General features: G+C 38.0%; 10 protein-coding genes. 7 read left to right on the forward strand and 3 right to left on the reverse strand.

The annotated features are described in order from the left end of the window. The first annotated feature begins 371 nt into the window (after positions 1-371). Positions 372-3,155: an ATP-binding protein gene (locus MTF66_RS14540; RefSeq protein ID WP_138622820.1), complete on the forward strand. Its 2,784-nt coding sequence runs from the start codon at positions 372-374 to the stop codon at positions 3,153-3,155. A 90-nt stretch (positions 3,156-3,245) separates the two neighbouring features. Here MTF66_RS14540 and MTF66_RS14545 read toward each other — a convergent pair whose 3' ends face one another. Both MTF66_RS14545 and mutY read right to left on the reverse strand, forming a co-directional pair. Further along, positions 3,246-3,518: an oxidative damage protection protein gene (locus MTF66_RS14545; RefSeq protein ID WP_008110439.1), complete on the reverse strand. Its 273-nt coding sequence runs from the start codon at positions 3,516-3,518 to the stop codon at positions 3,246-3,248. 34 nt (positions 3,519-3,552) lie between these two features. Beyond that, the gene (gene mutY, locus MTF66_RS14550) at positions 3,553-4,614 is read right to left on the reverse strand and encodes an A/G-specific adenine glycosylase (protein WP_138622818.1); all 1,062 of its coding nucleotides are present in this window, start codon (positions 4,612-4,614) and stop codon (positions 3,553-3,555) included. Between the two features lie 150 nt (positions 4,615-4,764). Between mutY and trmB the strand changes: the two genes are divergently transcribed. From trmB to arcA, 4 genes are all read left to right on the forward strand, one after another. Beyond that, positions 4,765-5,490, forward strand: coding sequence for a tRNA (guanosine(46)-N7)-methyltransferase TrmB (gene trmB, locus MTF66_RS14555; protein WP_138622816.1), 726 nt, complete (start codon positions 4,765-4,767; stop codon positions 5,488-5,490). 36 nt (positions 5,491-5,526) lie between these two features. After that, positions 5,527-6,552 carry a methyltransferase gene (locus MTF66_RS14560; protein WP_138622814.1) on the forward strand — a complete coding sequence of 342 codons (1,026 nt, stop codon included), beginning with the start codon at positions 5,527-5,529 and terminating at the stop codon, positions 6,550-6,552. A 183-nt stretch (positions 6,553-6,735) separates the two neighbouring features. Beyond that, positions 6,736-8,340 carry an ATP-binding protein gene (locus tag MTF66_RS14565; protein ID WP_138622812.1) on the forward strand — a complete coding sequence of 535 codons (1,605 nt, stop codon included), beginning with the start codon at positions 6,736-6,738 and terminating at the stop codon, positions 8,338-8,340. Positions 8,341-8,799: 459 nt separating this feature from the next. After that, positions 8,800-9,516, forward strand: coding sequence for a two-component system response regulator ArcA (arcA, locus tag MTF66_RS14570; RefSeq protein WP_008110444.1), 717 nt, complete (start codon positions 8,800-8,802; stop codon positions 9,514-9,516). A 7-nt stretch (positions 9,517-9,523) separates the two neighbouring features. Here the strand turns inward: arcA and arcB are convergent, their stop codons facing one another. Next, a complete protein-coding gene (arcB, locus tag MTF66_RS14575; protein WP_138570914.1) occupies positions 9,524-11,842 on the reverse strand; it encodes an aerobic respiration two-component sensor histidine kinase ArcB in 2,319 nt (772 codons plus the stop codon). Positions 11,843-12,039: 197 nt separating this feature from the next. Between arcB and folE2 the strand changes: the two genes are divergently transcribed. Then, positions 12,040-12,960 (forward strand): GTP cyclohydrolase FolE2, encoded by a 921-nt coding sequence (gene folE2 / locus MTF66_RS14580; RefSeq protein ID WP_010390830.1) that lies wholly within the window; start codon positions 12,040-12,042, stop codon positions 12,958-12,960. A gap of 102 nt (positions 12,961-13,062) precedes the next feature. Continuing rightward, a complete protein-coding gene (locus MTF66_RS14585; RefSeq protein ID WP_010390829.1) occupies positions 13,063-13,659 on the forward strand; it encodes a DUF2726 domain-containing protein in 597 nt (198 codons plus the stop codon). Positions 13,660-13,733 lie beyond the last annotated feature (74 nt).

The following is a 13,733-nucleotide window of genomic DNA, read 5'->3' on the forward strand; positions in this document are numbered from 1 at the left end:
CCGGAATCGAACCAGGGACACGAGGATTTTCAATCCTCTGCTCTACCAACTGAGCTATCGAGGCACTTAAACAGTGCAAATTAAAAATCTTACCTGATTTTTAATGCAACTCCCACAAGACACTTCTTAGTGAGCTATCTGGGCGTGCGGCGTATTAAACGAGTTTTGCCCTTACAAGTCAACTTTTTTTTTATCCTTTGCAACTGTTTGAACGGTTTTCAAACAACTAGCGACGTTTCTCGTTAATGCAGTGCATTTATTCAACAAAAGACTTTAAAAAACGTAGTGAATTATTTTTTTTAGGTGTTACGATTGGTATATAACTTTCGGTACAGGCTTACCGTTCTAATAATACCACGATAGGAAAATTCATGCAGGGTAAGTTTTCTCCAGCAATCAAAGGCTTACTACCTTTATTTTTAGTTAGTAACCTTATAACTGCCACATTATTTATAGTCGCCTATTCGCTTTACTCACAAAGCAATACTGAGCACAAAGAAGTTAACCCTGTTTCAACCATCAAGGTAACAAAACTTGCTGAGCGTCTTGAGCAACCCATAGTAGAAGCACTAACTATACACGAGCAAGACAAAGTCAAATCACTTCTTGATACCGCAAGCTTACTCAATAATAATTTTAAATATACCCTGCACCGCTTTAATCCGAACAATAAAACCGAGTTGGTTTATAGCAATAATAGTAATTTAATTGAGCCTTTAGCTATTAATGAGTATGTAAAGGAGCAAGGCATATTACATCATGTTATTTCAGTAAATGGGGAGGTAATTGCTGAGCTTATTATTGAGCAAAAACAACCTTTAATTGCATCATCTACACAAAACTTATTTATGAATGCGTACCTTGCCGCTATTGTTGCTCTGATAGTGCTGTTTGCGTTAGCTATTACGTTTAATAAGCATATTAATAAACGATTACATAAAAATACCGACTCTCTCACTCAAGAACTCAAAGCAATTACACAAAATGATAACTATCAAAGCACGCTTAATGAGCGACTCGAAGGCGGATTAGAAACCGTTGCTCAACAAATTAACTTGCTGCTAAAAAAAGTAAGTACGGTTCAAGCTGACGATCAGGCTGCACAAAAAGAATTAAAAAAACTACAAACTAGCCTTGAAACAGAAGTACAAAGCAGAACATTTGAATTAGAAAAGCAAACTCAAAAAGCATTAAAAGCCAGCGAAACTAAAACCACCTTTTTAGCCACTATGAGTCATGAAATAAGAACACCAATGAATGGCGTAATTGGCACTATTGATTTACTTCGTCAAACAGAGCTTGATGGTGCCCAGCAACGTTTAAGTACTATTATTCGTGAATCAGCATTTTCGTTATTAAGTATTTTAGATGATATTTTAGATTTTTCTAAAATTGAGGCTGGAAAGCTCAATATAGATCCAGTTCCGTTTTCCGTTGCCGATACGCTAGAAGAAGTTGCTAAGGTGTTATCGTCGGTTGCTAAAAATCGCCACCTAGAACTCGATTTATCAATTGCCCCCGATATACCCAACAACCTTAAGGGTGACTCTGTTAGAGTGCGCCAAGTGCTATATAACTTATGTAGTAATGCCATCAAGTTTACCAGCACCAATGGTACAACCCAGGGGAAAGTAAGAATATCAGTAGAAGTAGCACATAACACCGCCGATCACTTTACATTGCGTTTTTGCGTAAGTGATAACGGTAAAGGAATGAGTCAATCTCAGTTGAGAAAAATCTTTAACCCGTTCACCCAAGCAGAAAGCTCAATTACGCGAGAGTTCGGTGGTACAGGGCTTGGGCTTTCAATTTGTAAAAGCTTAACTGAGCTAATGCTTGGTACCATTCATGTAACAAGTCATGAAGGGATAGGTAGTGAGTTTACTGTTGAACTGCCCTTTTCAACCGCAGGTAAAATTGAATTTGCCAATAAAAATACACTTAATGGTAAACATGTCATTGTTGTTAGTAACAACGCAGAACGCGGCAAAGTAATTTACCGTTACTTGTCATTTATGGGAGCTAAAATAACCTATGCTCATGAGCAGCAAGATATAGAAGCTCATCAAGAAACCAAGGATATTATTTGGGTTGTTGATGGTATTGATGACATGAGTAGTATTAGTACCCTACTAAGAAGTTTACTTTACTCATTAGAAGATAATAACCAACAAATGGTGGTATTAAGTAAGTTAGATGAAGCGGTTATTAACCATAAAAATATTTTTTATATTAACGCCTCCCCTTTGTGTAAATCTAACTTTATGCTTTCAATTTTAGTGGCTGCCGGCTTACATAAGCCTAAGCAAATTAAAAAAGCCAGAACGATGAATCACTACCTAAGTTCAGAAGAGGCACTCGCTGCAAATAGGCTGGTATTATTGGTAGAAGATAACCGATTGAACCAAGAGGTACTCACCGAACAACTACATATACTAGGTTACAGTGTAGAGGTAGCTAATAACGGTGAAGAAGGTTTAGATATGTGGCGTAAAAATAGCTACTCGCTCATTTTAACCGATTTACATATGCCAAAAATGTCTGGCTACGACATGGTTGAAAAAATTAGAGAAGAAGCTTCATTACTCGAATCAATTGACGCACAACCTTATATTATTGCTGTTACTGCCAATGCTCTAAAGGGAGAGAGAGAGCGATGTTTAGCAGTGGGTATTAACGACTTTATTACTAAACCTATTGAGCTTAATTCACTTGAAGACACATTAAAGCAATGGAGTGATTTATACAGCGAACAACCACAACAGGTGAATTCGGCCGAAAAGTCTGTTATGCCTATAGATATGGAATCAGCGAATAAGTACATAAATGGCGATGATGCTAAAATAATCCGCTTCTTTAAAATGTATTTAGAACAGAGCCAAGAACAAATTAAAGCGATTAACTTTGCTGTGTTGCAAAGTAACAAAGCTGAAATTTTATCTGCCTGCCATCAATTAAAATCTATATCAAAAACAGTAGGAGCTAATATTGTTGCTGATTTAGCGCAGTCATTTGAAGATAAGTGCAAGAGCGATGAAGTAAGTGCTGATGAGTTAATTAAGATGAGAGATGGGCTCGAAATTGAATTCTCAAGAGCAGCGCAGTTCTTAAAAGAGCAAATTAAAAATAATGAGGAACAGAACGAACTTATTTAACTAAATAGTATATGTTACTAAGAACGTTTGCTAACGCAATAAAAAAGGGCTTATAGCCCTTTTTTATTAATTAACCTAAGCACAGTTAATTTATTTTTCTACTGGCTTATAACCTTCAATCTCAACTTCTTTACCTTCAAATAAAAAGCCAACCATTTGCTCTTCTAAAAAAGTACGATGCTCTGGATCCATCATGTTTAAATGCTTTTCATTGATCAGCATAGTTTGTTTATGCTGCCATTGCCCCCAGGCTTCTTTAGAAATATTATTAAAAATTTTCTCACCAAGTTCACCAGGGTATAACTGAAAACCAAGGCCTTCGGCCTCTTTTTGTAACTTTTGACAAAATACTGTACGTGCCATGATTGTTCCCCTTAATGCTAAATATATCGCTATTCTATACTATTGCCGTAATTTGTTTAACCAACTTTTTAGTCGGTGCAGCTAACCCTACTTCTATTGATTGATCGAGTGGATACCATACCAACTGCTTGTCATTAACAACATCAGGAGCTTTTTCAATATTAAGTACATGCGGGTTAATCGTAAGCTCAAAATGTGAAAATACATGAGTAAAAGGCGCTACTTCATTAAGGTCACTTTTAAGCCCTTGTTGCGCTAAAAAAGTTTCGAGCTCGCTGTACTCATTAAATTCAAAAAATCCAAACAATCCGCCCCAGATACCACTGTTTGGGCGTTTTTCCATAAGCACTTTGTCGTTATGTTTAATAATTAACTGGTGGCAACTTTTTTTAGGCACTGCTTTTTTAGGTTTAGAGTGAGGGAACTCCTTAACTTTACCTGCGTTAAACGCACCACAACGACTATTTAACGGGCACGCCTCACAATCAAAGCGGCTGCGCGAACATAAGCTTGCACCTAAATCCATCATAGCTTGATTAAACTCTGTTACATTATTTTTAGGAGTGAGTTGTTCACTTAAATGCCAAAGCTGATTTTCTACCTTTTTGACTCCATACCAACCTTCAACCATGAAAAACCGAGCAAGCACTCTTTTAACATTACCATCAAGAATAGGGTAATGCTGCCCCAAAGATAATGATAAAACAGCACCAGCAGTAGAGCGCCCTATTCCGGGTAAATCCATTACTTCTTCAAGCGTGCTAGGAAACTGACCTTGGTATTTATCTCGAACTATTTTAGCGGTTTTATGTAAATTGCGTGCACGAGCGTAATAACCTAAACCTGTCCAATGATGCAAAACTTGATCTTCATCAGCATTTGCTAAAGCAATAATATCGGGAAAGCTTTGCATAAACTTTTCAAAATAAGGAATAACAGTGACAACCTGAGTTTGCTGTAACATCACCTCAGATACCCACACTTTATAAGGCGTTTTAGCTAATTGCCATGGTAACGTTTTGCGCCCATGAAGGTGATACCAGTCAACTACTTGGTTGGAAAACCAAGCTGACTGCTGTTTTTTTAAATCCAACATATTTAATTTTTTACTAATGCTCAATGGCGGCTCAGTCTATTGTAGTGACTGAAAAGATCAAGCTATAACGCCCTAATGCTTGTCAACCTAGCGCTGGTCAGGGATAATACGCAACCATTTTTAAACACATTGTTTTGTCAGGCCAATAATATGAGTGAATCAAGTAACAACAACCTTGAGCAAGCTAAGCAAGAAGGTAAGTATATCCGCACTATTCGCAGTTTTGTAAAACGCGAAGGCCGATTAACCAAAGGCCAAGCTGCTGCAATCGAAAAATGCTGGCCAACAATGGGGCTTGAACATAAAAACGGCCGACTTGATTTAAGCGAAGTTTTTGGCAATGACAATGATGTAGTGCTAGAAATTGGTTTTGGTATGGGTAAGTCATTAGTTGAAATGGCAAAAAATGCACCACACCTTAACTTTATCGGCATAGAAGTTCATCGCCCAGGCGTTGGCGCATGTTTAATGGATGCTGACGAAGCTGGCGTTACTAATCTGCGCGTATTTGAACACGATGCAGTAGAAGTTCTTGCTGATTGTATAAGCGATGAAAGCTTATCAACCTTGCAGTTATTTTTTCCTGATCCATGGCACAAAAAGCGTCACCACAAGCGTCGCATAGTACAAACTGAGTTTGCTGAAAAACTCCGCTCTAAATTAAAAATCGGTGGCGTATTTCACATGGCAACCGATTGGGAAAACTATGCAGAGCATATGTTAGAAGTAATGCAAGCAGCTCCAGGTTACAAAAACCAATCTGAGACTAACGACTATGTACCTCGTCCTGATTTACGTCCTTTGACTAAATTTGAACAGCGTGGTCAGCGTTTAGGTCATGGCGTATGGGATTTAATGTTCGAACGTACTAAGTAACCGTTAATTAAATAATCAAGTAAGGTAAAGCCATTTATGAGCGTATTAACCAATCCGAGCCTACTATTACTTCGTAACAGTGAAGAGTTAAAAGGTAAATCAATATTGGTGGTCAACTTTGTTCAAGATGGCTTTTTAAATGAGCTAAAAACGCTCAATCCACAAAGTAAAATAACCGCTTTTAGTTATAACCACGCTAATGGTGAATTTGCAAAAAACATATCGGGTATTGACGTAACCATCAGCCACACAATTAATTCGGGCGATTATGATTTGGTAATACTTTATTACCCTAAATCTAAACCTGAGCTATTAATGGCGTTAGACAACATACGTGCTGTGATAAGCAAAGATGCAGAGCTACTCGTTGTTGGCGAAAACAAGAGCGGTGTTAAGTCAATTGAAAAGCAACTCGCCGGTAAGGCTGAATTTAGTAATAAAATAGACTCAGCAAAACACTGTGTTTTATATTCATTTTCAGAGCTCACTATTAATAGCGCGTTTGATATTAGCACTTACCATAAAGAGTTTACGGTATGTGTGAGCGATATTGAGTTTACAGCAGTCAGTATTCCTGGTGTGTTTAACCATGGTGCACTAGATGCTGGAACGAAAATGCTATTAGAGAATGCTCCTAACTTAAAACATGGGAAAGTCCTTGATTTTGGTTGTGGCGCAGGACTTATTGCTACTTTTTTAGGGCTAAAAAATCCAGCACTGACATTTACCTGTAGTGACGTAAGTGCACTTGCAGCCTATGCAACAACGCAAACGCTTAAGCTAAATAATGTAAACGGTGAAGCCATACTCAGTGATGGTTTAAATAATATTACTGGCAAGTTTGATTTAATTATTAGCAACCCGCCATTTCATACCGGGATTGCAACTGACTACAGCGTTGCGGAATCTTTTTTAACCCATGCAAAGCAACATTTGACTAAGGCAGGCAAACTGACCATAGTGGCTAATAGCTTTTTGAAATATCCACCAATTTTAGAAACCCAATTTGATAGCTACCACACAGTGTTCAAAAACAACAAATTTGCCGTATACAGTAGCTAAAATAAGTTATTAATATCCTGTCAAAACATAAATATGGGCTATATTAGCCACATATTTATGTTTCATAAGAAGATTAGCTAAAAATAAAAAGTGTAATTAAGCTAATCTTTTTAATTCACTTTTTTCTGTTTTTGCTAAACTATTATCATTAGACTCACAATTGACACGGATGACCTTCTCGCAATGCCCAAAACTGTAGAGCAAAATAGCATTCGTAGCATATTGTTTAAAACCATCATGCTTATAACAGCTATCTGTTTGTTATTATCGCTTTCAATTTCTACCTATTTAAGTGCGCAAGAGCAAAAAAAACAGCTCATTAGCAAACTTGTGTTGGTATCAGAGATCATTGCATTCGACGCGATGCCCTCATTGCTAAATAAAAATAGGCCTGCAGAAGAAAGGCGCTTAAAGCTGCTTCAACAAGTATCATCCGTCACAAATTTACATATTTACGCCTTAGATGAGCAATCTAACAAGCCAGTCTTTTTTACCAGCTTTAATGCCCGAAAATCACCACCAGTCCCCATTAAAACAGATAATATTAATGATTTTTCTGAACCACAGGTTAGTGACGAGTATATTGAGTACATTACCCCAATACTCAATAATGAACAGCTGCTCGGCTATGTATATATTAGAGGCAGCTTAGATAACTTAAATCAACTAATAACTAAAAAGATTATAATCGATATCGTTATTATGGCTTTAATACTTATTTTTATTTCTTTGATTATTTTAAGGCTACAAAAAAGGATAGCCAGTCCAATAGAAAACTTAAGCTTGTTGTTGCAAAACATAGCTAAAAAACATAATTACTATGCACGTGCGCCTTTAACGAACCTAACTGAAATAACTCGGCTTTCTAATAGCTTAAATGTAATGCTTGCACGTACACAAAGGCAAATAGAACGCCATGAAGAAGATAAACAAGAAATTAAGCAGCTAAACTCAAACCTTGAAGAGAAAGTAAGTCAACGCACTATCGCACTCAGAGAGGCTAATAAAGAGCTGTTATCCACTCTGGAAAAGATGCACCAATACCAAACTCAAATTGTCGAAAACAAAAAAATGGCTTCATTGGGGCAAATGGTGGCAGGGGTTGCCCATGAGGTAAATACACCGATTGGACTTGGTATTACAGGCTCTACTCTATTGCGGGATAAACTCGCGGAACTGCAGGTTAAATTTCATAATAAATCACTAACTGCGAGTCAATTTGAACAATTTACTAACGATGGTATCGAAAACTTAGACTTAATATATAGCAGCTTAAACCGCGTTGCAGAGCTCATTTCTAACTTTAAAAAAGTTGCAGTGATCAAAGATGATGAAATAACCAGCACTGTTAATATACAACAATTAATTAGTGATACTCTAATGTCTATGGGGCAAGAACTAAAAATTAAAAACCCTAAAGTCCTTATAAATTGTCCATCAGATTTAACCGTCGAAAGTAAAAAAGGGCCACTTCAGCAAGTTTTTCATCAGTTAATTTTAAATTCCCTGTTACACGGATTTGTAGCTGGCGGTGACAATGAAGTGCAGATTGATATTGTAGCAACAGAAACAAAAACACAAATTACCTACACAGATAACGGCCTAGGTGTTGAAAGCAATATACGAGCAAAAATATTTGACCCATTTGTAACATCAAAGCGCGGCCAAGGAGCCAGTGGCTTAGGAATGCATTTAGTTTACAATTTAGTGACTCAAGCTTTGGCTGGGGAAATTGTGTTAGATACCGAGTATCAGCAAGGGGCCCGATTTATTATTACACTTTTTTAAAAAGCGAAATAACTCTTATTCCCCTCTTGAATTACAACTTTATGACCATACTAATACATAGCCAACTAAACAGTTGTATCATTAATGCTGTATTTCCACACAATTAATGAACTTAATTGTGTTTAACATATCACATACATTGATGAAAAGTTGGAAAGTGATATAATTCCGTTTTGAATTAGTCTGATTATTTTAAGTATCTTTAGGTGGTTGATGGATGTATCAATTATTAAAGGGAAATGGCTTCGACTCTATAATTCAAATTATACATCCAACGTTAAGTATCAATTAAGCCGCGGTTTTTAATAATACGTCATAGTAGGTTTTGGCGCGCAGCTGTTTATATCTAATCTGTTTTTACTTGTTAACATTTAGATATAATCCTATAATTCTAGTAGTCGGCTCTGATGATCACGCCGATTTTATAAATAAAACACACTCCAAAAAGGTTAATTAAAGATGCAAACGCCAGTCATTCTGATCGTAGAGGATGAAGACGTAACTAGACTAAACCTCGTTAGTTTATTTGAAGCTGAAGGTTACAAAGTTATTGAAGCCATTGATGGCGATGATATGCATGATAAGCTTACAAATAACGATGACGTCAATCTTGTAGTTATGGACATCAACCTGCCAGGTAAAAACGGGCTTATTTTAGCTCGCGAGTTACGCCAAAAACGTAAAGTTGGTCTTATTTTCTTAACAGGCCGTGACAACGATGTAGACCGTATTTTAGGTCTTGAAATTGGTGCTGATGACTATATTACTAAGCCTTTCAACCCACGAGAATTAACTATTCGTGCACGTAACTTAATTACGCGTACTGCATTAGGTGGTGAAGAATCAGCTATTGAAACCAATGGCGTGATCACCTTTAACGGTTGGGAACTTGACGAAAACAGTCGTTGCCTTACTTCTCCCAATGGAGATGCAAAACGCCTACCTAAAGGCGAGTACAGAGCACTGCGTTTAATGCTTGACTCTCCAGGTCGTATATTCAGCCGTGAGCAACTAATTAAGCACATGACTGGCCGTGAGCTTCGCGCTAACGACCGTACAGTTGATGTTACCATTCGTCGTATCCGTAAGCACTTTGAAAGCGACAACTCAACGTCTGAGTTAATCAGCACCATTCATGGTGAAGGTTACCGCTTCATTGGTAAAATCGACAGCTAATTAGTTTTTACTCTAATTGCTGTAAAAATAAATGAAGGGCCTGTTGTCCTTCATTTATTTTGTCTGCTAATTCATCAAGCCAGACTGTTAATACTTCATCACTTTGCTCCAGCGCACCATGTTCCATTTGCTTTGCATGCAACTGCACATCATTCAGACCAACCGACCCAGCGGCACCTTTTAACTTATGCGCAACGGATTTGTACTCTTCTCTGTCTGCTGCTTTTAATGATCCTAATAGTTCTTGTTGATATTGCGGATTTAGCTTTGCAAACAACTGACTACTACGTTTAAATACTTCAACGCCCATCGAGTTTACAAAGTCTTCAATGGTTTCAACATCTAGCAAGTCAGTATTAATTTGATTTAATAACTCTTGATTAACTACTCGTTGAGGAGCCTCAACTTGCGCTTGTTGAATGCCAAAGAGTTCAGCGAGCATATTATCTAACTTACTGGTGTTTATCGGTTTAGCTAACGCCCCTTGAATAGAAATCCCCTCAAGCTCCTCTTCAGCACTGCGAACATTGGCGGTAAGTGCCACAATAGGAAGTGGGTCAAAATGGCTTTGTGCGCGAATTTGTCTTGCTACTTCATCACCATTAATATCAGGCAACTGCATATCAAGTAATACTAAATCTAGGTCATCTTCGGTTTCTACAAACGATAAAGCATCTTCTCCCGTTTCAGCCCACAGTACTTCATGTCCACGTTGTTCTAATAGGTTAGTTGCAATTTCAGCATTAAGTGGCACATCTTCCACTAATAAAATATATAAGCTACGCCCTACATAACTATGTTCGGTAGGAGCACTACATAAATTCAGCGGAATTTGAACGGTAAAGCAACTTCCCTCTCCGGGAGTACTATTAACAGTTATAATGCCTTTCATAGCACTTACTAACGCTTTTGTTACGGCTAAGCCAATACCTGAACCAATCGCATTGGTCCCTTTAAGGTCGGGCGCTTTGTAGTACATATCAAAAATACGGGTAAGTTGTTCTTGCGGGATCCCTTCACCGGTATCGAGTATTTTTATAATAAGCCATGGGCCATCTTCGCGGTTTTCTCTAGCACAATCTAAGGTGACACTACCGTGCTGGGTAAATTTAACCGCATTATTAATTAAGTTCCATACTACTTGGCGTAAACGTGTAGGATCAAGTAAAGCGTATATATCAAGCATTCCAGAGCGTTTTACTTCAAAAGAAAGTTCTTTTTGCTCCGCAATAAGGCCTGCAAAGTTAACCACGTCATTAATAAAGTCAGACACATTAATTTCGTTAGCGGCAATATCGAGTTGCTCACGGTCAATTTTATCTAAATCTATAATATCGTTAAATATATTACCCAGCGTTTCGGCGCTTGAAAACACCGTATTACACCAGCTACGCTGCTGTTTATTAAGTTCAGTATCCAATAGCATTCGGGTTAAACCGACGATACCATTGAGCGGAGTGCGTAATTCATGGCTCAATGTGGCAATAAATTTCCCTTTATCTTTATAAGCAGTTTCCAGTGCCTGCGCGGCTTCTTTACGGCTGGTAATATCACGGCCAAAGGCTAGTAGACCAATGTAATCGCCCTGCTCATTTATAAAGGGGAGTTTTCTGAGTTCAAACCATCTTATTTCACCATTTACAGAATACTCTACATCAATAGTTAAACCTTGATGAGTGCGTTCAACCTGCTCATCGGTTCTTAATACTTCTGATAAAAAGTGGCTTGGAAATATTTCTTCTGCGGCTTTGCCAATTAATTCGCCACTGGTTTTGCCCATCACCTCTTCAAACATTTTATTACAACCGGCAAACACCCCGTTGTTATCGCGGTAATAAAATAAATCTGGTGAGGAGTCTACAATGGAGCGTAATAACATGCCTTGCTGCGCGAGTTCTTGTTGCGTTTTTTTACGCTCTGCAATTTCACGTCTAAGCTCTTCTATTGCTCTATGCTTAGCATGAAAGGCCATTTTACGTTCATCAATTTCAATGTTTAAACGATTAATATTGTCTTTGAGAGTTTGATTTAAAAGCTTTTCTTGTTTTGTGGCACTATCTAAATAGGCATAAGAGGCATCAAGTTGCCGAATAGAGTTAAGCAGTACGCTAATCACCAGAGGGGAAACAACTGAGGTAAAAAATACTACAGCCAATATATCAACTAAGTTCACTTCCCCAATGGCAACATAGTAAAACATACTCGACAAAACCAGCGATACTGTCAGTAATAATGCATAGCAAATAGCTGCAGTTTTAAACTCACCAAAACGAGTTATTGAACTGGAAAGAACTCGAACCCACGGGTTCAAAGAAGAATCTGTCATATATCAGTGTTTCTCTTAGCTAAATGCTTAAGTAAGTATGATTAAAGGCTAATTTTAGCATTTTCTATCAGCGATTTTCATGTTGTGCGATAAAAACAACAAAATTTCATGTTTGGCGTTATTTGCCGCATTTCAGCAACTCTTTATTTAGTGTAAAATGTGACGTTTTAAATATTGCAAATAACGAGTAACGTATCATGCAAACGACTATGCCAGATATTGCTAACACGGCTGCCGCATTACAAACAGGTAAATTAGACTGGGTAGGAATGGGCGATATAGAGCTGCCTTTTATTTTTGAATCTCTTGATTTAGCTCCAGTTACCGTTAATGCAAAAGCACGCGCTTTTGTTAATTTACACCAAGAAGACGCCAAAGGCATCCACATGTCGCGTCTGTTTTTAGCACTTGATCACCTCTCAACTGAGCAGCAGGTCAACCCGCACACCTTAGCACAAGCATTAGATACCTTTATCACCAGCCATGAAGGCTTAAGCGATAAAGCACAAATCGAATTTAAATTTGAATTACCACTGCGCCGTAAATCATTACTTAGTGGCAAAGCCGGCTGGAAAAGCTACCCAGTTGTACTTACCAGTACCATAAATCAAGGCGTCATTAGTTTTGAACTCAGTGTTGATGTTACTTACTCATCAACCTGCCCCTGCTCTGCAGCCCTTGCTCGTCAACTTATCCAAAATGCGTTTAGCGAAAAGTTTGCTCAAGAAACACTAACTCAATCTGAGGTTTTAGAGTGGCTTGGAACAACTCAAGGCATTGTAGCAACCCCGCATTCACAGCGCTCTATTGCTAATGTTAAAGTAAAACTAGATCAAAACATTCAAGAGTTTGATGTGGTTAACTTAATAAACTTACTAGAAGATGAGCTTAAAACACCAGTACAAGCTGCGGTAAAACGTGAAGACGAACAAGAGTTTGCCCGTTTAAATGGTCAAAACCTGATGTTTTGTGAAGACGCAGCACGAAAAATTAAAACGACGTTAGAGTCAAAAGAGTTTAGCGATTACTTCCTGCAAATTAACCATTATGAGTCTTTACATGCTCATGATGCCGTCGCTATTGCCGTAAAAGGTATTGAAGGCGGTTATAAAGCATAATAGCGCTCATCCCCATTCGCTAATAAAATAGCCATAACAACCATTTGGGCACATAAATTGCTTTAGAAAAGCAGTGTCAATTTGTTGTTATGGAGTTACCGTATGGAATTCGCTTTATTATTAATATTAGTGCTAGTTGTTGGGGCATCTGTGGTTGCGTCAAAATTTAATGATGACGGCGGAAACCCTTATCCTTTTACTCGTAAGCAAAGTGTATTTACCCAAGTAGAAGGGGCGTTTCTAGGCTTATTAGAACGCGCTGTTGGCGATCAATATAAAATTGTTAGTCGCGTTAAACTAATCGATGTGATTGACTGTAAACAAGGTCTATCTGTCAAATCTAAACGTGCGGCATTGGCTAAAGCAAAAAATAAACAGCTCGACTTTGTACTAGTCGACAAAGAAAAAATGACCATAGTGGCAGCGGTTGACTTAGTTAATAACGCCAACAAAGATGGTCACAAAGCACAACGTGATTGGTTTGTTAACGGTGCATTAGAAGCCGCTGGCATTCCACATATTCGTATGAAAGTGAAATCAGGCTACCGCCCGAGTGAAGTTCGCGATGCCATTATGTTTAAATTAGGCAAACCTGCTAAATCACAATCTTCGCGCCCGACTCGTACTAGAGTCCATAAGCCTGCGGTATTATCACCTTCTCAAGCAAAAGCACATTCAACTGCCCTTGCTGAAATATAACTACTGAGTTAAAGCAATGTATTAAAGCGAGCATTTTAAATGACTCGCTTTTTTGTTTTTTATAGCAGACTTCA

The organism is Pseudoalteromonas sp. 2CM39R, from assembly GCF_023161845.1.

Coding starts and splice junctions, on each gene's coding strand:
- MTF66_RS14565 (WP_138622812.1), top strand. CDS start 6,736: ATGCCCAAAACTGTAGAGCAAAATAGCATTCGTAGCATATTGTTTAAA.
- MTF66_RS14585 (WP_010390829.1), top strand. CDS start 13,063: ATGGAATTCGCTTTATTATTAATATTAGTGCTAGTTGTTGGGGCATCT.
- MTF66_RS14545 (WP_008110439.1), bottom strand. CDS start 3,518: ATGGCACGTACAGTATTTTGTCAAAAGTTACAAAAAGAGGCCGAAGGC.
- arcB (WP_138570914.1), bottom strand. CDS start 11,842: ATGACAGATTCTTCTTTGAACCCGTGGGTTCGAGTTCTTTCCAGTTCA.
- arcA (WP_008110444.1), top strand. CDS start 8,800: ATGCAAACGCCAGTCATTCTGATCGTAGAGGATGAAGACGTAACTAGA.
- folE2 (WP_010390830.1), top strand. CDS start 12,040: ATGCAAACGACTATGCCAGATATTGCTAACACGGCTGCCGCATTACAA.
- trmB (WP_138622816.1), top strand. CDS start 4,765: ATGAGTGAATCAAGTAACAACAACCTTGAGCAAGCTAAGCAAGAAGGT.
- MTF66_RS14540 (WP_138622820.1), top strand. CDS start 372: ATGCAGGGTAAGTTTTCTCCAGCAATCAAAGGCTTACTACCTTTATTT.
- MTF66_RS14560 (WP_138622814.1), top strand. CDS start 5,527: ATGAGCGTATTAACCAATCCGAGCCTACTATTACTTCGTAACAGTGAA.
- mutY (WP_138622818.1), bottom strand. CDS start 4,614: ATGTTGGATTTAAAAAAACAGCAGTCAGCTTGGTTTTCCAACCAAGTA.